At 44.5% G+C, this 21,291-nt stretch carries 20 protein-coding genes and 1 other RNA gene; 9 read left to right on the top strand and 12 right to left on the bottom strand.

The genetic code is table 11. From position 1 onward, the window contains the following. Positions 1 to 214 precede the first annotated feature (214 nt). A complete protein-coding gene (gene mltF / locus ACU01J_RS08855) occupies positions 215 to 1,747 on the top strand; it encodes a membrane-bound lytic murein transglycosylase MltF (RefSeq protein WP_481085366.1) in 1,533 nt (510 codons plus the stop codon). A gap of 213 nt (positions 1,748 to 1,960) precedes the next feature. Further along, positions 1,961 to 2,098 carry a hypothetical protein gene (locus tag ACU01J_RS08860; protein WP_481085367.1) on the top strand — a complete coding sequence of 46 codons (138 nt, stop codon included), beginning with the start codon at positions 1,961 to 1,963 and terminating at the stop codon, positions 2,096 to 2,098. A gap of 44 nt (positions 2,099 to 2,142) precedes the next feature. Here ACU01J_RS08860 and tadA read toward each other — a convergent pair whose 3' ends face one another. From tadA to ACU01J_RS08890, 6 genes are all read right to left on the bottom strand, one after another. Continuing rightward, the gene (tadA, locus tag ACU01J_RS08865) at positions 2,143 to 2,679 is read right to left on the bottom strand and encodes a tRNA adenosine(34) deaminase TadA (protein ID WP_481085368.1); all 537 of its coding nucleotides are present in this window, start codon (positions 2,677 to 2,679) and stop codon (positions 2,143 to 2,145) included. 179 nt (positions 2,680 to 2,858) lie between these two features. Continuing rightward, positions 2,859 to 4,418 (bottom strand): AbgT family transporter, encoded by a 1,560-nt coding sequence (locus ACU01J_RS08870; RefSeq protein WP_481085369.1) that lies wholly within the window; start codon positions 4,416 to 4,418, stop codon positions 2,859 to 2,861. Between the two features lie 273 nt (positions 4,419 to 4,691). Then, positions 4,692 to 5,114, bottom strand: a complete 423-nt coding sequence (locus tag ACU01J_RS08875; protein ID WP_481085515.1) for a type IV pilus modification PilV family protein — start codon at positions 5,112 to 5,114, stop codon at positions 4,692 to 4,694. Then, positions 5,104 to 6,339, bottom strand: coding sequence for a hypothetical protein (locus tag ACU01J_RS08880; protein WP_481085370.1), 1,236 nt, complete (start codon positions 6,337 to 6,339; stop codon positions 5,104 to 5,106). Before ACU01J_RS08880 ends, ACU01J_RS08875 begins: the two co-directional genes overlap by 11 nt. Continuing rightward, positions 6,336 to 6,986, bottom strand: a complete 651-nt coding sequence (locus ACU01J_RS08885; protein WP_481085371.1) for a PilW family protein — start codon at positions 6,984 to 6,986, stop codon at positions 6,336 to 6,338. Before ACU01J_RS08885 ends, ACU01J_RS08880 begins: the two co-directional genes overlap by 4 nt. Continuing rightward, on the bottom strand, positions 6,967 to 7,473 hold the full coding sequence (locus tag ACU01J_RS08890; protein ID WP_481085372.1) for a pilus assembly FimT family protein: 507 nt from the start codon (positions 7,471 to 7,473) through the stop codon (positions 6,967 to 6,969). Before ACU01J_RS08890 ends, ACU01J_RS08885 begins: the two co-directional genes overlap by 20 nt. A 101-nt stretch (positions 7,474 to 7,574) precedes the next feature. On the opposite strand from ACU01J_RS08890, the gene ACU01J_RS08895 reads away from it, so the two are divergent. Then, on the top strand, positions 7,575 to 8,006 hold the full coding sequence (locus ACU01J_RS08895) for a type IV pilin protein (RefSeq protein ID WP_481085373.1): 432 nt from the start codon (positions 7,575 to 7,577) through the stop codon (positions 8,004 to 8,006). A 46-nt stretch (positions 8,007 to 8,052) separates the two neighbouring features. On the opposite strand, the gene dnaJ is transcribed toward ACU01J_RS08895, so the two are convergent. From dnaJ to grpE, 4 genes are all read right to left on the bottom strand, one after another. Next, complete coding sequence (gene dnaJ, locus ACU01J_RS08900) at positions 8,053 to 9,198, bottom strand: molecular chaperone DnaJ (RefSeq protein WP_481085374.1); 1,146 nt, start codon at positions 9,196 to 9,198, stop codon at positions 8,053 to 8,055. A 268-nt stretch (positions 9,199 to 9,466) separates the two neighbouring features. After that, positions 9,467 to 11,380, bottom strand: coding sequence for a molecular chaperone DnaK (gene dnaK, locus ACU01J_RS08905; RefSeq protein ID WP_004413146.1), 1,914 nt, complete (start codon positions 11,378 to 11,380; stop codon positions 9,467 to 9,469). A gap of 327 nt (positions 11,381 to 11,707) precedes the next feature. Continuing rightward, complete coding sequence (locus tag ACU01J_RS08910) at positions 11,708 to 12,979, bottom strand: dicarboxylate/amino acid:cation symporter (protein WP_481085375.1); 1,272 nt, start codon at positions 12,977 to 12,979, stop codon at positions 11,708 to 11,710. Between the two features lie 283 nt (positions 12,980 to 13,262). Then, the gene (gene grpE / locus ACU01J_RS08915; RefSeq protein WP_481085376.1) at positions 13,263 to 13,859 is read right to left on the bottom strand and encodes a nucleotide exchange factor GrpE; all 597 of its coding nucleotides are present in this window, start codon (positions 13,857 to 13,859) and stop codon (positions 13,263 to 13,265) included. A 144-nt stretch (positions 13,860 to 14,003) separates the two neighbouring features. Between grpE and nadK the strand changes: the two genes are divergently transcribed. The 3 genes from nadK (at position 14,004) to bamE (ending at position 17,469) form a co-directional block, all read left to right on the top strand. Continuing rightward, positions 14,004 to 14,888 carry an NAD(+) kinase gene (gene nadK / locus ACU01J_RS08920; protein WP_481085377.1) on the top strand — a complete coding sequence of 295 codons (885 nt, stop codon included), beginning with the start codon at positions 14,004 to 14,006 and terminating at the stop codon, positions 14,886 to 14,888. Positions 14,889 to 15,269: 381 nt separating this feature from the next. Further along, positions 15,270 to 16,934 carry a DNA repair protein RecN gene (gene recN / locus ACU01J_RS08925; protein WP_481085378.1) on the top strand — a complete coding sequence of 555 codons (1,665 nt, stop codon included), beginning with the start codon at positions 15,270 to 15,272 and terminating at the stop codon, positions 16,932 to 16,934. A 175-nt stretch (positions 16,935 to 17,109) separates the two neighbouring features. Then, the gene (gene bamE, locus ACU01J_RS08930; RefSeq protein ID WP_481085379.1) at positions 17,110 to 17,469 is read left to right on the top strand and encodes an outer membrane protein assembly factor BamE; all 360 of its coding nucleotides are present in this window, start codon (positions 17,110 to 17,112) and stop codon (positions 17,467 to 17,469) included. Between the two features lie 281 nt (positions 17,470 to 17,750). On the opposite strand, the gene ACU01J_RS08935 is transcribed toward bamE, so the two are convergent. Further along, a complete protein-coding gene (locus tag ACU01J_RS08935; RefSeq protein ID WP_134836935.1) occupies positions 17,751 to 18,104 on the bottom strand; it encodes an RnfH family protein in 354 nt (117 codons plus the stop codon). Beyond that, entirely contained in the window at positions 18,094 to 18,537 is a 444-nt protein-coding gene (locus tag ACU01J_RS08940; protein WP_053440574.1) for an SRPBCC family protein, read from the bottom strand. The genes ACU01J_RS08935 and ACU01J_RS08940 overlap by 11 nt, the downstream gene beginning before the upstream one ends. Positions 18,538 to 18,655: 118 nt before the next feature. Between ACU01J_RS08940 and smpB the strand changes: the two genes are divergently transcribed. The 3 genes from smpB (at position 18,656) to ACU01J_RS08955 (ending at position 20,992) form a co-directional block, all read left to right on the top strand. Continuing rightward, entirely contained in the window at positions 18,656 to 19,141 is a 486-nt protein-coding gene (smpB, locus tag ACU01J_RS08945) for an SsrA-binding protein SmpB (RefSeq protein WP_053440575.1), read from the top strand. A gap of 67 nt (positions 19,142 to 19,208) precedes the next feature. Beyond that, positions 19,209 to 19,575: a transfer-messenger RNA gene (gene ssrA / locus ACU01J_RS08950) on the top strand. Between the two features lie 184 nt (positions 19,576 to 19,759). Continuing rightward, the gene (locus ACU01J_RS08955) at positions 19,760 to 20,992 is read left to right on the top strand and encodes an integrase domain-containing protein (RefSeq protein WP_481085380.1); all 1,233 of its coding nucleotides are present in this window, start codon (positions 19,760 to 19,762) and stop codon (positions 20,990 to 20,992) included. The last annotated feature ends 299 nt before the right edge of the window (positions 20,993 to 21,291 follow it).

Raw genomic sequence — 21,291 nt, forward strand, 5'->3', positions numbered from 1 at the left:
CCGATTCCACCTCTTCGTTGCGAGCGCATTATATAGCAATTGTTTTTGTGATGTAACACCAAAAGCAACCGTTTGCGTCATTTTTTTCATCAATTTTGAATTTCGACAGAAAACGCTGTTTATTGTTCTCTATTACTAAGAGTTACTGTGATTGTCTTGCCTTGTTATACCACTTTGATATAAATGCCCTACTGGATGTATGAGATTGCCGTGAATGAAGAAGCATTACCTAACCCAACTAAAATCACTCTGCATATTATTTGCCAGCGCATTAGTGCTATCTGGCTGTCAAATCGAATCAGAACCTAAGAGTGATCTAGATTTAATAAAAGAGCGTGGCGTATTACGTGTGGGGACGTTGAACAACCAACTCTCTTACTATATCGGCCCAGATGGCCCTGCTGGTCTGGATTATGAATTAGCGCGTGAATTTGCTGATGAGCTAGGCGTGCAACTTGAAATGAAACCGGCCTATCGTATTTCTAGCCTGTACCCTGCACTGGAAAAAGGCGAGATCGATATCATCGCCGCAGGATTAAGCCAATCTCCAGAACGTTTAAAGTCGTTTCGACCCGGCCCAGCTTATTACTATGTCAGTCAACAAGTCATTTATAAGAAAGGTAGCTGGCGTCCACGTAACCTAGAGCAGTTACTAAATAGACAAGCGAAACTCATCGAAGAAAATGACGGCAACGACGTTTTAAGTATTGTGAGTGACTCGCACTTCAATCAAACACTGGCGGAGATTAAAGCTAAGCACCCTAACTTTTCTTACCACATCGATCCTAATGCCGATGTGAATGACCTACTCAAGAAAGTATCTAAAGGTCAACTGCGTTTTACATTAGCTGACTCGGTAGAGTTGTCTCTGTCACAACGTATTTATCCTGATGTTGCGTTAGCATTCGAGCTTACTGAAGACCAACCTATTTCTTGGTTTTTAAGCCGCTCACAAGATGAAAGCTTATACGGTCTATTGATTGAGTTCTTTGGCAACATTAAGCAATCTGGCCATTTAGCCTCACTGGAAGAAAAGTATATTGGTCACGTGGGAAGTTTTGACTATGTCGATACTCGCGCTTTCATTCGTGCGCTCGATTCAAAACTACCGAAATGGTCGCCGTTGTTTAAAAAGTATTCCGATGAATTTGACTGGCGCTTAGTGGCAGCACTGGGCTATCAAGAGTCCCACTGGAATCCTAAAGCGAAATCACCAACGGGCGTTCGTGGGATGATGATGCTGACACTACCGACAGCGAAAAGCGTTGGGGTAACCAATCGTCTCGATCCTGAGCAGTCAGTGCGTGGTGGTGTTGAGTACTTACGCAGAATGGTGTCACGTATTCCTGACTCAATTGAAGAGCATGAAAAGATTTGGTTTGCTTTAGCCTCTTATAACGTCGGTTACGGTCATATGATGGATGCGCGTCGCTTAACGAAGAAACAGGGCGGCAACCCAGATGCGTGGTCTGACGTTAAAGATCGCCTACCGTTACTGCGTCAAAAGAAATACTACAGCCAGACCCGCTATGGCTTTGCTCGAGGTGATGAAGCGCGTAATTACGTTGAGAACATTCGACGCTACTACCAGAGTATTATCGGTCATGTTGAGCAGAAAACGGTGGACAATGACGATGTCAGTATCGACGACCTAAAAGTGATTCAAGTAACAGATTCGGCCGTTTCTGATGCCCAAGCGACATCAGAAGCATCAGCAGCAGAGTCTATCCTCAACGAAGAACAATAGATTTATCTAAACTAAGTGCGCAGTTTTTAAACAAAGATTGTGCACTTGAATTGTTCTGATGAAACCCATACATAATATCGTGTCCAAGATCACTTGCGAAGTTTCTTAAAACAGTAACAATTACAGGGTATAAATCCCGTATTGCCGGAATATCAATTACCTTTGCACTGTTCCGCATGTGATTTGTTTTTAACCATGATAGGAGGTCGTTTTATGCTTAGACGTAAAATGCAGTCAAAACGCCTTAATAAAACTGTTGCCGCAAACCGCCGTAAGCGCATGCTAAGCAACAACAAGAAAAAGGTGATTGCACGTCACCGCGCATTTATGCAACTCATCACTGAGGTATAATCCTGTGAGCAAACATCTTCTGATAAGATGTTTGCTTAAAAAACCTACCCGCTTTTTTCTTGCCCTTGTTTCGCTTCGCCCATCTGCATTACTTTGCGTTCTTGCTTCTTTTCTTTGCGTCGACGTTTAAAGAACGCTTGAAGTTGAACTCGGCACTCATCCTCTAACAGCCCTTTTTCAACATCCGCATAGTGGTACGCCGCTTGGTGTTCAAACAAGTTAAGTACTGTACCTGCAGCGCCAGCCTTTAAATCTGGCGCACCAAATACAATGCGCTTAACTCGGCTATGTAACAGCGCCCCAGCACACATCGGGCAAGGCTCTAACGTCACGTAAAGCGTAGTATCTAGCAGTCGGTAATTCTCTAATGCTTGACCAGCTTTACGCAGCGTCTGCATCTCAGCATGAGCTGTAGCATCATGTTGACCAATAGATTCATTCCACCCTTCAGCGATAATTTCTCCGTCCTTTACCAGTACCGCGCCAACAGGCACTTCGCCCTGAGATTCCGCACGTTCTGCCAACTCCATCGCACGGCGCATAAACAGTTCATCTTGAGGGGTAAATTGAGATTCTGACAAAGAAAACTCCGGCTATATGAGTAAACGACTAGAGATTGCAAATTCTACCCGTATGAATAAGGAAGTGAAAGCAAGATGCATAGCAACTCACACAAGCTAATCTTCCCAGCTTAAAAAAGAAAGCGCCAGTCTTTCGACCAGCGCTTCTAAATATCAAACACCTAAATAGTAAGCGGTATTTACATTGTGTATGTGTAAGGTGCTTGAATACCTAGAGGAATACCCAATGTCCAGTAAGCAACTAGGAAGATTGACCAACCGATTAGCATTGCAATCGAGAATGGCATCATCAATGACGCTAGAGTGCCGATACCTGTCGACTTCACGTAACGCTGACAGTAAACAACCACTAGTGGGAAGAATACCATTAGAGGAGAAATGATGTTCGATACAGAGTCACCAACACGGTAAGCTGCTTGCGATAGCTCAGGAGAGATACCAACCGCCATTAGCATTGGAACTAGGATTGGACCAATTAGCGCCCACTTCGCTGATGCAGAACCAATTAGAAGGTTTACAGAAGCTGTTAGTAGAATCATACCGATGATGGTTGCTTCGCCTGGTAGATTCATTGCTTTCAGACCTTCCGCACCGTATAGCGCTAGCATGGTACCGATGTTTGACTGCGCGAATGCTGATAGGAACTGAGCACAGAAGAACGACATTACGATGTAAGCACCCATTGTAGACATAGTGTCCGCCATCGCTTTGATGATGTCGTTACTTGTCTTAAACGTGCCAGACACTCGGCCGTAAACATAACCAGGAATGATGAACAAGATGAAGATCAATGGAACGATAGACTTCATTAGCGGTGCAGAGAACGCTGTGATTTCACCTTCAGGAGAACGCAGTGCTGAGTTCTCTGGAATGATTGCAGCAATAAGAACAGCAATACCTGCCATCATCGCCCAACCTGCGTAACGGAACGCTTTAGACTCAAGCTCAGTGAAAGAACCTAGATCTGGTGCTTTCTCTGCATCTTCATCAATTGGTGTGTTCGCTAGGCGTGGTTCAATGATCTTCTCAGTTACATACCAACCGATAGCAACGATGATGATTGAAGATAGGCCAGTGAAGAAAATGTTCGCTAGTGGGTTAACCACGTACTCAGGGTCAAGTACTTGCGCCGCTGTCTGAGTGAAGCCCGCGAGTAGAGGATCGATACCAGAAGGAATAAAGTTTGCAGAGAAACCACCTGATACACCAGCAAACGCAGCAGCGATACCCGCTAGAGGGTGACGGCCAGCAGCGTGGAAGATGATACCACCTAGAGGGATAACCAGTACGTAGCCCGCATCGGCAGCGGTGTGTGACACGATAGCCACAAGAATGAGCATTGGTGTCAAAAGCTTCGCTGGAGTAAAGTTAAGCATCTTCTTAAGGCCTGTTGTAATAAAGCCTGAAGAGTCAGCTACACCAACACCTAACATCGCAACAAGTACGATACCTAGTGGTGCAAAGCCAGTAAATGTGGTCACCATGTTCGCTAAAAAGCTTGCTAGAGATTCGCCAGTCAAAAGGTTGTTGATTGCAAGCGCTTCACCCGAACGTGGGTTAATAAGGTCAAACGTAATGTTTGAAAGTAGAGCAGATGCTGCCCAAGTAATGACCAATGCCCAGAAGAACAAAATTGCAGGATCAGGAATTTTATTACCTGCTCGTTCAATAAAGTTTAAGAAGCGATCCATCCCACTCGGCTTTTCGGATGGTGCCTTATTGATTGCTTGGTTACTCATGGTAACTCCATATGTGATGTTGATGTCTAGGGCTTATGATTATTGTTTTGTCAGCCTATGATTCGCCTTATATTCTATTAAATAGGCCTACAGAAAGCACAAGGTTCTATAGTTTTTTCCATATTTGGAGACATATTTTGCAAAAATGCCATCAACACGCAACAAATAATCCACATATTTATCTTCAATAAATAAACAATATTCCAACCAATTTTAAATATATAACATGGCGTTTTAAAAGATGTTTAATCACTCAGGCAAGAATGCACCTGATTACATATTGAATTCGCTATAACTAGAGAGCATTGATTTCACCGTTACTGACTGAGTAACACCGACTCGATCGCTCCACTCAGCCGTTACAGAAATGCTTTTCAATGACGATGACAGAGACATCGCAGGTGTCGATATCGACCAGCGCAATACATACGGAGAATAGCTGCTTGTATCGCTGCCACTTGTCAGTGATGAGAAATGTGCCACAGAGCGACCAGAAGCGGCTGACAATGCTCCCCTAGTTCGAAACCACTCTAGCTTATGTTCAGCTAGATTAAGCGCTTGGTGACTATTAAGAGCAAAGTCTGCCCGCTGTTCTACGTATGACTGCATTTTGACTAAACCCAATGCCGCTACACCAATCAGTAAAAACGCGATCAGTACTTCCAATAAACTAAAACCGCTTTCCTTATTCAATATTCCAGCTCCCGGCGAACCATGTCAGTACCTTAGGTGGATTACTCAAGCTATTTGCAGATGAGTAGTCGATGCTATATGTACCGTTTAGAACCACTTCGCCACCGACTGCGTCAAAAACCATCCCACCTTTTGGCTCAAAAGCTCCGTTGTCAAAATAGACGGTTGTCGGGCCCAAATAACTTTCTATTGCCGCTTTGAAAGAGACGTCATTCCAGTAACTCGCGATGTCGGCTAGGGAAAACTCACTCAATGTCATATCCACCATATGATAGATAGAACCTTCAAACACCATTGAGCCATTCGCCGCAAACAAGCCATTTTCTACCACAAGAGAGTAAGCACCATGGGTAACGATGGGCGAATCAATAATGCAATGTCCCTCAATCCATAATTTCTGTTCGCCCATATTAAAGTGGGTTTGAATCACATCAGCACAATCATGACCATCAGCTACCGTTGCGAGCGATACCACGTGATAATGATTTTTTACCTCTGCGAGGTTGCTGGGCGTTTTGTCCAAACCAAAATAATTTTTGAATGGTTCTAAGCTGATGTCTTGTTTGTAGTCTTGTTTAAACAGACCGACATCGACCGAGGTATTACTACTGACTGAGTTGGCAGTTTTGTGTGTACTGGCGCACTCGCCGCGATAAGCAGCGCCCGCTGCAGGCTCTAGGGTTGTCAGAAAATCGGACGATGTGGTCGTCTCGTAACTCACTTTGCTTTTATATCTCACCGCAATGCAATCGTAGGTTCCCGCTGAGTTTTTGTTTAGAGGAACATCTGGTGAAATCTCAGCACTGCCTCTGATCCTAAGATCGGCTGTGGTTTGAATCGCCCCCAGCCCGCGTTTTGCGGCATATAAGAACTGCTTCGTAACCGCATGACTGTGACTCTTGGAGTGAATGACATAACGTTCTGCACTTAGCGGATAACTATAAAGCTCAGTGAGCTTCAAGTCAGTTTTACAAATATCGTCGAGTACTGTATTAGTCGCTGAAGAGAGTGCATTGAGCTGTAAAGGCTCAGCGGAGACATAGGCATAAAGACACTCTATTCCACCCTCGACTTGCCAGTGAGCTTGACGATCTTTAAGTTCATTTTGCGCGCGTTTGATTTGATAGAAAACAGATTTGTAAGAGCTCAATGTCAGCATCAATGCTGCGGATAGCAGTATCGACACAACCATCAAAGTCACAACGCCTCGCTGATACACGCGTCTCATTGCCAGTTTCTTTGCATCAGTTCAATACGAGTTTGATACTCGACACTCGGATCCAACACCAAATGCCCAGTGACATATAAAGTGAGCCACTGACTAGACGCGCTAGTGCCCGATATAAGCGTCGATTCAGCCTCAAATCGAGAGATGGAGATCTGCTTTGGGTCGAACAGATTAAAACAATAACCACCACTGCCGGATAAGCTTGCTGCCGATACGCTCAATGGAAACGGCGAATGTTTTTCACACACCTTGAGCCTATCGCCTTGCGAAGAAATTAAAGCGGCTTCCCTTTTGTACACAACACTGCGAAACGCATGACTGCCTGATGAAGCAACGCGATAGGTATAACCGATAAAATCCGAGCTTGGATGTAGATGAACACTGCTTAGCGCACCTGATAAAAGCAACGAACTGGAATCGACTCCGTCAAAACCTGCTCGTTGAATATCCTCTTTGATTTGCTGCACCACGCTCGATATGTTCTGAGTGAGCAACAGCACTTTCGTCCTTTCGATAGTCAGCTTTTGGCCAGTAAGATAAATAGTGCCGACTAAGCCAACCGCCATGACACCAAGTAAGGAAGAAACAAGCAGCTCAATTAATGTACCTCCCGCTTGCTTACCACGGTTAGCAACTCGGATAGCCAAACCACGCCCCTCCCTCACCACAAATGATGATTCGGCTTGCTGCGTAAGCACTCTTTAGTCTTAACACCTTGCTCGTTTGCCCCGCTACATAAAACTTGAGGTGACCATCTTTTACTTTTCCTCTCGTCCCATCTAACTTAATTTGCTCAGAGGTATAGCCAGAAAACAGAACTATATGACGATAGGCTTCACCATTTAAAATCAGCAGTTGATTCCCTACATTAGGCGTCACTGAATCAGTTAGAGTGAGCCTCCACTCCCCGGCAGGGCTTGGGTTTGTCGCAAGATTGATATGCACCCAAAGACTTTGGTTTCTCCACACCGCCTCAGACTTTGCCTGAATCAAATAGTTGTGCAGCTCGCCAGCAAATCGCTTGATTTGGGCGTCTCTAACCATCGCTGAAAAGTTCGGAGCAGCAGCCGCGAGCAAAACGCCCAGCACGATTAATGTGATAATAAGCTCAAGGAGTGTAAACCCGCGAGACATTTCCCAGTTTCCTATGTAAAGCCATGTGAGGCATTTTTCCTTCTTGAACCCATGCTATCAGCTAATAAAAATGGTCGGGAAATCAAAGGGGAGCGTTGGGAATGATTCGAAAAAACAGCTGTAAGTTGCGCAAGAAAGAAGTAAAGGGAATGACACTGATCGAACTAATCTTAGTCGTGTCTATTATCGCTGTATTGGTAAGTATCGCCTACCCACGCTATCAGCAGCATGTTCTAAAAGCGCATCGAATAGCCGCATTGAGTGATTTAGCAAAGGTACAACTTGAGCTAGAAAGGAATTACCGCGGTAGCTATGTTTCTGCGGCGCAAGCGGTTCTACCCGGAGGCGTGTGCAACTTTTGTAGACTCGACCAAGCTCAGTTTGAACTCTCGGTATCATCAGCGTTAACAAGCTATACCATTATCGCTACGGCAAAGGGGAGTCAAACCAAGGATGAATGTGCCAGCACTACCTATAGTGAACTGACGCTCAACAACATTGGGCAACATACGCCAAGTAATTGCTGGCAATAAAAAAGCCTGCGCAGTGGCAGGCTTTTCAATCAAATTTAATAACCCATTAGCTGGTTAGGTCATCAAAGAATTTCTTAACGCCGTTGAAGAAGCCTTCAGACTTTGGCTTATGCTTAGTCGCCGCTTCGCCGCCACAAGACTCTTCAAACTCTTTCAGTAGCTCTTTTTGGCGTGAGCTTAGGTTAACTGGAGTCTCAACCACTAGCTTAACGATTAGGTCACCAATACCGCCGCCGCGAACGCCTTTCACACCCTTACCACGCATACGGAACATGCGGCTAGTTTGAGTTTCAGAAGGCACTTTAAGATTTACACGACCATCAAGCGTAGGAACTTCAACTTCACCACCTAGCGCAGCCATTGCAAAACTCACTGGCACTTCACAGTAAAGGTTGTTGCCGTCACGCTCAAAGATATGGTGCTCTTTTACGTGTACTTGTACGTATAGATCGCCTGCTGGTGCACCGTGCTCACCTGCTTCTCCTTCGCCAGATAGACGAATGCGATCTCCAGTATCCACACCTGCTGGGATCTTAACGTTAAGTGTTTTGGTTTTCTGTTTGCGACCTTGACCATGACATGATTTACATGGGTTCTTAATGATCTTGCCTTTACCGTTACAGGTAGGACACGTTTGTTGAACCGCAAAGAAGCCTTGACGCATTTGCACTTGGCCGTGACCATGACAGGTACCACAAGTCTCTGCTGAAGAGCCTTTCTCTGCGCCGCTGCCGTCACAGATTTCACACTCTACAAGTGTAGGTACTTCAATTTCTTTAGACACACCACGAACTGCTTCTTCTAGCGTCAATTCCATATTGTAACGTAGGTCAGCACCACGCTGTGCACGATGACCACCGCCACCACGTCGACCGCCACCAAAAATATCACCGAATACATCACCGAAGATATCGCCGAAGTCAGCACCGCCGCCACCGAAGCCGCCACCGCCGCCCATGCCACCTTGTTCAAAGGCTGCGTGGCCATACTGGTCGTAAGCTGCACGTTTCTGAGCGTCAGTAAGAATTTCGTACGCTACTTTTACTTCTTTAAACTTCTCTGCAGCGCTGTCATCACCCTGATTGCGGTCTGGGTGGAATTTCATCGCTAAGCGCTTGTACGCTTTCTTAATATCGCGCTCTGATGCATCGCGGCTTACGCCTAATACTTCGTAAAAATCACGTTTTGACATGTTCTTCGTCACCAATGTAGTACTGCAAACAGTGGGTTAGTCGACCACCGCTTGGTGTTTGTATCATTCTAGATAAAGGCTTTAAACAAAAGTGCTTATCTGGAAGGACAGTTAATTACAAACATACGGGCGTATGAGTTTCCCCAAACGCCCGCATTAAGTCAGGACCAATTTCAAAACAGATGACTTGAGTTCTAGGATGAAGCGCGGAATTTATAAGTATAAATGAGCACTTCCGACAACGAAATCAAGTCACTCTGTAAAGAAATTACTTCTTGTCTTCTTTAACTTCTTCAAACTCTGCGTCTACAACATCGTCGTCTTGCTTAGGCTGTTCACCTGCTTCCGCGCCTGCTTGTTGAGCTTGAGCTTGCTGCTGAGCGATTTCCATTAGCTTCTGAGCTGCTGCCATAAGAGCTTGAACTTTAGCGTCGATCGCCTCTTTGTCTTCACCCTTACGAGCTTCTTCTAGCTCAGAGATAGCTGCTTCAATCTTCTCTTTCTCGTCAGCTGGAAGAGCTTCGCCCGCTTCTTCGATTTGCTTACGAGTACCGTGAATCATTTGGTCAGCTTGGTTACGTGCAGTTACTAACTCTTCGAACTTCTTGTCCGCTTCTTTGTTAGCTTCTGCTTCTTGTACCATTTTCTCGATTTCTTCGTCTGATAGACCGCCAGAAGCTTGGATAGTGATCTTCTGCTCTTTACCAGTCGCTTTATCTTTCGCAGATACGTTTAGGATACCGTCAGCATCTAGGTCGAAAGTTACTTCGATTTGTGGCATGCCACGTGGTGCTGGCTGAATACCTTCTAGGTTGAACTGACCAAGAGACTTGTTGTAAGTCGCTTGCTTACGCTCACCTTGTAGTACGTGGATAGTTACCGCGCTCTGGTTGTCTTCAGCTGTAGAGAACACTTGGTCCGCTTTAGTAGGGATAGTTGTGTTCTTCTCGATTAGCTTAGTCATTACACCGCCCATCGTTTCGATACCGAAAGATAAAGGAGTAACGTCTAGTAGAAGTACGTCTTTAACGTCACCAGCTAGTACACCACCTTGAACTGCAGCACCCATTGCTACTGCTTCGTCAGGGTTCACGTCACGGCGAGCTTCTTTACCGAAGAACTCAGCAACTTTAGCTTGAACCATAGGCATACGAGTCTGACCACCTACTAGGATAACGTCAGTGATGTCGCCTACAGATAGGTCAGCGTCAGCTAGAGCAACTTTTAGTGGCTCAAGAGAACGTTGAACTAGGTCTTCAACTAGAGATTCTAGTTTCGCACGAGTCACTTTTACGTTCATGTGCTTAGGACCAGTTGCATCCGCAGTAACGTAAGGTAGGTTTACGTCAGTTTGAGAAGTAGAAGAAAGCTCGATTTTCGCTTTTTCTGCTGCTTCTTTAACACGCTGCATTGCTAGTGGATCAGTCTTAAGATCGATGCCTTGCTCTTTCTTAAACTCTTCTACTAGGTAGTTGATCATGCGGTTATCGAAGTCTTCACCACCAAGGTGAGTGTCACCGTTAGTTGCTAGTACTTCGAAAGTCTTCTCGCCTTCAACTTCGTCGATTTCGATGATTGAGATATCGAATGTACCACCACCAAGGTCGTATACCGCGATAGTGCGATCGCCGCCTTGCTTGTCTAGACCGTATGCTAGAGCAGCAGCCGTTGGTTCGTTGATGATACGTTTAACATCTAGACCTGCGATACGGCCAGCATCTTTAGTTGCTTGACGCTGAGCATCGTTGAAGTAAGCAGGTACAGTAACAACAGCGCCAGTTACTTCCTCACCAAGGAAGTCTTCAGCTGTTTTCTTCATTTTCTTCAAGATTTCAGCTGAAACTTGAGGAGCTGCCATTTTTTGGCCTTGTGCTTCTACCCAAGCGTCACCGTTGTCAGCCTTAACGATTTTGTAAGGCATGATTTCGATGTCGCGCTGAACTTCTTCGTCTTCAAAGCGACGACCAATAAGACGCTTAATTGCAAATAGCGTGTTTGTTGGGTTTGTAACCGCTTGACGTTTAGCTGGTTGGCCAACTAGCGTTTCACCGTCTGTGTATGCAACAACAGATGCCGTTGTACGCTCACCTTCCGCGTTTTCGATTACACGTGGTTTGTCACCGTCTAGTACAGCAACACATGAGTTAGTAGTACCTAAGTCAATACCAATGATTTTACCCATCAGGCTATCTCCGAATAATTTTCTATTTTCGTTTTGCTATATCCCCTATGTGGGGATGGAGAATCGGGTTTCAACCCTTGCTCACAAACAAAAATATGGATGTTTGCTTCTCGTATGCCACATAGATAAGGGCGACGAATGGCTTTTCAAGGGAAAGATTGAAAAAAAATGAAAAAAGATTGGCTGATAACTTCGAGAGATTCCCTACTCGCTCATTCTTCGCTCTATGGAATGACCGACAATCATATCGCGAATGCTCATTTCCCCTACTGAAAACCGAAAAAGCGAACTCTAGGGCTCGCTTTTAATACTTGGGAACTTTGAAGATTAAGCTTCTACAGGCTTCGCTTCTACTTCCACTTCTTCTTTACCAATTTCGCCTTCAGATTTAGCAACTATAGTGTTTACCGCTGTATCACCAACTACGTTAGAAGAAGTACAGAACATATCATTAATACGGTCTACCGCTGCGATGATTGCAAGACCTTCTGGTGGAAGACCTAGTTGGTGAAGAAGAACACCAACCATAACCACACCACCACCTGGTACACCACCTGCGCCAATTGATAGCAGAAGGATAGTTAGACCTAGAGTGAATACATCAGCAGTGTTGATAGGCTGACCAAACGCGTTCGCTACAAAGATAGTTGCTAGTGCAATGTAGATAGAGACACCAGACATGTTCATTGTTGCACCTAGTGGTACACCAAAACCTGCCACTGACTTAGATACTTTTAGTTTCTCAGTCAGAGTGCGCATCGTTACAGGAATAGTCGCATTCGAGCTTGCTGTTGATAGAGAGAATAGAATCTGCTCACGTGTTGCTCGTAGAAACGTTTTTGGTGAAGTACCTGTCGCAATACCTACCGCCATTGGGTAGAAGAAGAAAATCCAGAAAACCAACATTGATACTACTAGCGCTACATAGCCTGCAACAGACATCAACGTGTTAGCGTCAAGAGTTGCACCTAGTTGAATCATCAGAGCGAATACACCAAATGGCGCAAGGCTCATTACTAGACCAACTAGCTTCATCATGATTTCGTTAGCCATCTTGAACGTACGGATAGCTGGACCACCACGTGAATCAAGTGCTTGGATAGCAAGACCTGTCAGGATTGCCATAAAGATGATTTGTAGCATGTCACCGTTAGCAAACGCCTGAACAGGGTTGCTTGGTACGATATTCACTACCAACGAGAAGATATCAGGTGTTTCAGTTGTGGTTAGCTTAACCGTTTCTGAAATCGTACCCGCTAGGTTTGCGTCTGCACCCGGTTGGAAGATAAGACCAACAGTTAGAGCAGCAGTAATCGCGATGATGGTGTTAATAATGTATAGAGCAAAGGTTTTACCACCAAGACGACCAAATGCGGTGATGTCTTTCAGATCTACGATACCACATACGATAGAAACGTAGACTAAAGGAACAACTAGTAGCTTAATCAAAGATACAAACATACCACCAGCGCCTTCCGCAGCACCTAACAGGTATGTATCGAAGATAGCGATCCCACTGAACAAGTACTGAATTGCAGTACCGATCAGTAGACCAGCAAACAAGCCTACAAATATCTTGCTTGAAAGCGATTTATCCATCATTCATCTCCAGAATGTTGTGTTTGTTATTTATGGTTTTATAGTTTATTCCGCCAGTTAATTCGGCAGAGTTCGCACATAATACACATAAAGGTTACAAAATAAAGACTTTGTTTACGATAGTGTTACAACTTTCTCATTGGAAATAAATTTTATATTAAGCTTATGTAGTAAAATCATTCACCACATCAATTATTTATACCAACTCTATTTCTCCTCTTCTAGCACATAAAAAAAGAGAGCCCCGTAGGACTCTCTTTTCAAAACTTAGATCTAAGTAGAATTATTTAGATACCATTACCATTGCCGGACGAATTACACGACCGTTTAGCTCGTAGCCTTTCTGCATAACGAACATAACCGTGTTTGGTTCGTGGTCTGGGCTTTCTTGAATTGACATCGCTTGGTGCAGTTCAGGATTGAATACTTCACCTTCTGGGTTGATCTCTTTTAGACCAAACTTAGAAACCGTATCAACAAACGTTTTGTGCGTCAGTTCTACACCTTCAAGCAGTGGTTTGACTGCTTCGTTCTCAGTATCTGCTGCTTGGATAGCACGCTCAAGGTTATCGATAACTGGCAATAGCTCTTCTGAGAACTTGTTTAGAGCGTATTTACGCGCCTTATCGATTTCAGTCTCTGTACGACGACGCATGTTTTCTACTTCTGCTTTTGCGCGTAGCACACCGTCTTGCTGCTCTTTTACTTTCGATTCGCTTGAAAGTAGAGCGGCTTCTAGTTGAGCAATTTTAACGTCTTTCTCATCACCAGCTTCTTCAAGCTCAGCTTCCGCTTCTTGAGCCGCAGCTTCTACTTTCTCTGCCTCTTCGATGATTTGATCCAGCTCTTCTTCAGTAACTTTGTTTTCTTCGTTGCTCATGATATCTCCAGAATTCACATCTATTGGTACTCAACACATCACGTTTATCGTATTGAGATACACAAAAACTCGCATAAATAGCTAACTTGCCATTATTATGGGGATGAAGATTGACGATTCAAGCCTATTTGGTACGTAAAACCTATGAAAAAACCTTTTCAAGTGATCGCCATCATTGGAAAACCAAGAGATCAGCAAGCTATTGCGACTCATCGAGAGCTCTATACTTGGCTGAGTTCAGAAGGTTATAAGGTCTATATCGACGACCGCCTAAGCGAAATCTTAGATGATATTCCAAAAGATGACTTTGCCAGTCTGATTCAATTGGGTCGCAGCGCCGACCTTGCTATCGTCGTGGGTGGTGATGGCAACATGCTAGGCGCGGCTCGTGTTCTTTCTCGCTTTGATATCTCCGTTATCGGTGTCAACCGCGGCAACCTTGGCTTCCTTACCGACCTCAACCCAGAAGACTTCCAAACGGCACTAAAAAAAGTGTTGGAAGGTGAGTTTTTTGAAGAAGAACGCTTTTTACTTGAAGCAGAAGTGCATCGCCATGGGCAAGTCAAAAGTCATAATGCGGCATTAAACGAAGCAGTCCTTCACCCAGGGCAAGTCGCGCATATGATTGAGTTCGAAGTGTACATCGATGATAGCTTCGCGTTTTCACTGCGTGCCGATGGGTTGATCGTATCAACGCCAACAGGTTCGACTGCTTATTCACTATCTGGTGGTGGTCCTATTCTATCCCCTAGTCTGAATGCGATTTCACTGGTACCGATGTTTCCGCATACACTATCAAGCCGCCCGCTAGTAGTAGATAGCAAACGCCATATTAAGTTGATTGTGTCGCCAGATAACCGCGGTACGCAAGAAGTTGGCTGTGACGGTCAGGTTTCGTTACCTGTGTCGCCGGGCGATGAAGTGCATATTTACCAGAGCCCAAATGTGCTCAAACTGATCCACCCAAAAGATTACAGCTATTATCACGTACTGCGTAACAAGCTCGGTTGGTCGAGTAAGTTGTTTTAAGTACTAAATGAATAATGACAGGATGAGATCCATTGTCCTGTCATTCCTGAGATGGAGGAACGATAGAGTCAGGAATCTCTCAAAGTGAGTCGTATCGGTCGGCCCAACTCAGATTCGTTTCAGCGATTAAATTCTCTTTCCATTCTCGCTTCCACTTTTTCATTTGTTTCTCTCTTGATGGCGTCTGTGATATCAAGATAAAGCTCATAGTAGACCAGACGGTCGATGTTATAGCGCTTACTAAATCCATCGACACTGCTATCTAATCCAACAAGGTTCAGATCCTCCTCACAAAAATTTTCACCTGCAACTTTACTGTATAAAGAAACAGTATATACTGTTCACATACACAGTATTGTTCATTTAAACAGGTACAACAAAATGCTGGCTCATCTAAGTGTTAATAATTTTGCAATTGTTAAGTCTCTACAGCTAGAGCTATCCAAAGGAATGACGACCATCACGGGTGAAACAGGTGCGGGTAAATCCATCGCTATTGACGCTCTTGGTTTATGTTTAGGCGGGCGCGCGGAAGCCAGCATGGTGCGACAAGGTGAAGAGAAAACCGAAGTTAGCGCTGCTTTCTCTTTAGAGAACAATATTAATGCCACTCGTTGGTTAGAAGACAACGACTTACTGGATGGTAGCGACTGTATTTTGCGCCGCATCATCAGCAAAGAAGGTCGCTCTCGCGCATTCATCAATGGCAGCCCTGTCCCCCTTTCACAGCTTAAATCTTTAGGGCAGCTACTGATCAATATCCACGGTCAGCATGCGCATCATCAATTGATGAAAAGCGAATACCAAATGGCCATGCTCGACCAATACGCTGGGCATTCGAATCTGCTAAAAAGCACACGTAATGCTTACCAGTCATGGCGACAGGCAGATAACAACCTCAAGCAGCTAAAAGAAAACAGTGCGGCAAACTTGGCTCAAAAACAGCTACTTGAATACCAAATTAAAGAGCTAAACGAGCTATCACTTGGAGAGGACGAATATGAAGAACTCGAACAAGAACACAAACGCCTATCCAACAGTGGCGAGCTTGCCTCTACCTGCCAACAAGCGATCGAACTTATTTACGAAGGTGAAGAAGTTAACGCGCTTGGTATTTTGCAAACAGCCAATCACTCCCTAATTCAATTAGCGGAGCTCGACGAAAAACTCGCAGAACTGCCAAACATGGTGGCGGAGGCGATCATTCAGCTAGAAGAAGCTAACGGTGAGCTGCGTAATTACCTTGATAATATCGATGTTGACCCTGCGCGCATGGCGTATGTTGAAGAGCGCTTTTCTAAAGTGATGTCGATGGCAAGAAAGCACCATGTTATGCCAGACGAGCTATACCCACACCATCAAGACTTACTAAGCCAGATTGAAGCGCTCGATTGTTCAGATGAAAAACTAGAAGAGCTAGAACAAGAAGTTGAGGCAAAATACCAAAGCTTCTTAACCGCAGCAGAGAAACTGCACAAGTCTCGCCTACGTTACGCGAAAGAACTCAACAAGCTTATTACGGCAAGTATGCATGAACTAAGCATGGAAAAAGCCCAGTTCAGTATTGAAGTAAACAACGAAGGTACGCACCCGTCACCACTTGGTATGGACTCGGTGTGTTTTGTGGTCTCAACCAACCCAGGTCAACCAATGCAGCCTATCGCTAAAGTGGCTTCGGGTGGTGAGCTGTCACGTATTTCTCTTGCGATACAAGTCATTACCGCACAAAAAGTCGACACGCCAAGTCTTATCTTCGATGAAGTAGATGTCGGTATCAGCGGTCCAACAGCCGCTGTCGTCGGTAAAATGCTGCGTAAGCTGGGTGAATCAACGCAAGTCATGTGTGTGACCCACTTACCGCAAGTTGCGGGTTGTGGTCACCAACAACTATTCGTCGCGAAACAAACTAAAGCTGGCAAAACCGAAACACAAATGCGCCGCCTAGATAACGAGCAACGTGTATCAGAGTTAGCTCGCTTGCTCGGCGGTAGCCAAATCACCGATTCGACACTGGCCAATGCGAAAGAGCTGCTGATCGCTGCATAATCATCCCCACATCGAGTCAAAGTTCCTTTTGTTTAAGAATTTTGACTCGACTTTGCAACCAAATTCAAAAATCATGGTCTGAAACAATTCAAAACACGTTCAGCTTTTTACTTTAGCGCCTAGCTTGTTTATTATCGGCTGAGTTTAAGAATTTATCAGTTACAAGAATTTAAGTATGCAATTGAAAAAGTGGCTTATCGCAGTACCACTCGCTATGACAATGTTGACAGGCTGCTCCCTACTAGAAAAGTTGGTATATCGCATTGATATCAACCAAGGTAACTATGTTGAGCAATCTGCTGTTGATCAGTTGAAGTTTGGTATGACCAAAGAACAAGTTCGTTATGTTATGGGCTCACCTATGTTGGTCGAAAATGGCTACCCAGATACGTGGTACTACATTTATCACCACACTGAAGGCCACAACGCTTCGATCCAGAAGAACCTGATCGTCAACTTCAATGGCAACGGCCAGTTAGTTGATATTGCCGGAGACTTCCCAGCAAGTTCTAATTTTTTCGAAAGTATTAACTAATCGAACAAGTCACCGCTAATCAAAAAAAGTAAGGGTTGATGTGTAAGCATCAACCCTTTTCATTTCAATAAATTAAGCTGTCATCCTCAAGAACGAAGAATGAGTGAGTTGGGAATCTCTTAAATCAAGTCGATGGCTTATGGAGATTCCCTACTCATTCCTTCGTCAGTCTAGGGAATGACGGTATATAGTGTAGCTCTGCTCTCGAAGGACACTCTCCAGTCTCGACTCTCGGAACGTAGTGTTCTCGCATCTCGTAGGGCGCAGCCCACTCTTGTAGCCTAACCTTCCTTCCTTAACGGGTTCTTCTTGCCACCCGTCACAGGATCAGCAGCACCAGACGCTTTAGCTTGTTCGGCACGTTTACGACGAATTTCTTTTGGATCAGCCAAAAGAGGACGATAAATTTCAATGCGATCTTTATCGTGAACGGTCGCGTTCAATTTCACATTGCGACTAAACACACCGACTTTGTTCTCTTTTAGGTCAATTTCTGGGTAGATTTCTAACACGCCTGATTGCGCGATGATTTCTTCTACCGTCATCTCTTTATTGACCACCAGCGTAAACACACGCTGCTCTTGAGGAAGCGCATAAACCACCTCAACATGAATCATGTCAGACTCAATACTCATAAGCTGGGTACACCTGTTTTGCACGCTTAGTAAATGCATTGACCATATTGTTAGTCAATTCATTGAAGACCTTACCAAATGCCATTTCGATCATCTTACTTGAAAACTCAAATTCAAGTTTCAGTTCGACTTTACAAGCTTGCTCATCGAGTGGCGTAAAGAACCAACCGCCTTTGAGGGTTTTAAAAGGACCATCAACAAGGTTCATGATGATTGCCTCGCAATCCACCAACTCGTTCGACGTGGTAAATGTTTTGCTAATCCCTGCTTTTGCTACATCAACTGAAGCGACCATAGCTCCTGCACTCGACTCAATCACACGTGAGCCTGAGCAACCCGGCAGAAACTCTGGGTAGCTAGCGACATCATTCACTAGATTGAACATCTGCTCGGCACTAAATGACACCAGTGCAGAACGGCTGACTTGCTTCATATAGATTCCTCTTAACATCTGCTTGAACCTCAAGCATGATGCAATTTTACTTTTATTTGCACTCAGCGCAAATAAAGGGATTTCCTAACTTAAATCCTAACCGTATAATGCAGCTATTATGGCAAAGAAAAAATCTAAACAAAAAGCGGGTAGCAATACCATCGCTCTAAATAAGAAAGCTCGCCACGAATATTTTATCGACGATGAAATTGAAGCCGGCATGGAGCTACAAGGCTGGGAAGTTAAGTCACTTCGTCAAGGCAAAGCGAATATCGCAGAAAGCTACGTCTTTATGCGTGACGGTGAAGCTTTTGTCAGTGGCATGACCATCACTCCACTTCAACAAGCATCTACGCACGTTGTCGCTAACCCGACTCGTGTACGTAAACTACTTTTAAGCCGCCGCGAACTGGACAACCTATTGGGTCGTATCAACCGCGAAGGCATGACGCTAGCTGCCCTTTCACTATACTGGTCTCGCTCTTGGGTGAAGATGAAAATTGGTGTTGCGAAAGGTAAAAAGCTGCACGATAAACGTACTGATCTTAAAGAAAAAGATTGGGCTCGTGAAAAAGCGCGCGTAATGAAGAGTTCGCTGCGCTAATATTGAGCACTTAAACGCACAAGTCTAGACAGGTTGCACTTTTCTGGTACTATGCGAGTAACACTTCGGGGCTGATTTAGGATTCGACAGGAATTTTGAAGTCTGAGGTGCATGCCGTGGGGCGGTTGGCCACGTAAAAAGCCGCAAAAAAATAGTCGCAAACGACGAAAACTACGCACTAGCAGCTTAATAACCTGCTCAGAGCTCTCTCGCCCTAGCTTCCGCACGTAAGACGGGGACCAACGAGAGATCAAACCCAAACGCGCTAGCCCGGATTCTCCCGCCTGAGAGATGAACGGCGAATTTTAATTCAGGATAGTCTTTGGCTGGCGTGTCGGTTCGCAGGTCACTGGTGAAATTAAAGATCGACTAAGCATGTAGTACCAATGATGAATGGTTTTTGGACGCGGGTTCAACTCCCGCCAGCTCCACCAAACACGTGTATCGGGACGTCTCAGGACGTCCCGTTTTTGGTTTTAAGCCCTTGAAAAGTCTTAATTGATCAGTATCAAGGCGTCTCACTGAATTTCACCTAATCTCTTCGATGAAGTAACATTTTATGTAACACAGCACAAAACCACCCACCTTCAGTGTTACATGAAACAAGGAAGAGAGAACATGCCTAAGATAATCAAGCCCTTATCACCCACTCAAATAAGTAAAGCTAAGCCTAGAGAAAAAGAATACAACCTTGGCGATGGTAATGGCTTACTTTTGCGTATTAAACCGAATGGCACAAAATCCTGGATATTTAACTACACACACCCTATAACCAAGAAACGAAAGAATATCGGCCTTGGTATCTATCCCGATATCACTCTAGCGTCAGCACGAGAGAAAACAAGAGAGTTCCGCCAGCTCGTTGCTGAAAAAATCGACCCTCAGACTCATCGAAACAATCAAGCAGCAGCGGAACAATTAGCGGTCGAAACAACACTGCGCCATGTCGCCAAAGAATGGTTTGACGTCAAAAGCCACTCCATTACGCCAGGTTACGCGCAAGATATATGGCGCTCTCTAGAGTTACATATATTTCCGAATCTCGGTCAGTTACCGATTCGCGATCTTCTTGCTCCGACTGTTATTAAGCAACTACGGCCACTAGAACAGAAAGGCTCATTGGAAACAGTTAAACGAGTCTGTCAGCGCTTGAATGATATCATGGTTTTCGCAGTGAACTGTGGTGTTATACATTCAAACCCGTTGCAAGGAATTAAAGACGCATTCAAGAAGCCTAAAGTTGAGCATATGAAAACGCTCACCCCTGATGAGCTTCCTGTACTAATGAATTCAATGTCAAATGCGAACATCAAGCTAGTGACGCGATGTGCTTTTGAGTTTCAGCTTCATACTTTGACTAGACCATCAGAGAGCGCTCAAGCTCAATGGAGTGAAATAGATTTCGACAATAAGCTCTGGATCATCCCTGAGCAAAAGATGAAAAGTCGCAGAGTTCATAAAATCCCACTTTCAGATGCTGCCATACAACTTCTTCGGTTCATGGAGCCGATTTCCAAGGGAAAAAGATACGTATTTGCCAGCGATACTAGCAAAAGCGGCCATATTAACACCCAGAGCGTTAACACGGCTCTGAAGCGAGCGGGATTGACGGGGAAACTAGTCAGTCATGGTATGCGCTCGATTGGTAGTACAGCTTTAAACGAACAGGGCTTTAATCGAGATGCTATCGAACTGTCTTTGGCACATGTTGATAAAAATACGATCCGAGATATCTACAACAACGCCCAATATCTGGATGAGAGAAGAGAAATCATGCAATGGTGGAGCAATTTCATCCATGACGCAGCCAAAAGTGCTAATACTATCGCAAAGCCGACATTAGGCGACTAAATATCACTTTGTGATACAGATCACAAAAAGCCATGCAGATTGCATGGCTTTTCTTTACAGGTTGAAGGTATTCGATCTAGTCTCCCTGCGTCGTTTAGAGACTCACTCCGTATCAACCGACTGACTTAAAAGGAGAAAGTGAAACTAAATTAAAGCTGAAGTTTGCTACTTTATCGAAAGCAACTTTTGACATACTTTTTATCGCTCATAAAATAGCATTTCGCTGAGCACTAGTACTCATAGTTTTTTTAAAACCTTAACTTTCAATAACTGCTAAAAAGCACAAAATACAGGTTTTC

The sequence above is a fragment of the Vibrio sp. 2433-A1 genome, from assembly GCF_056726085.1.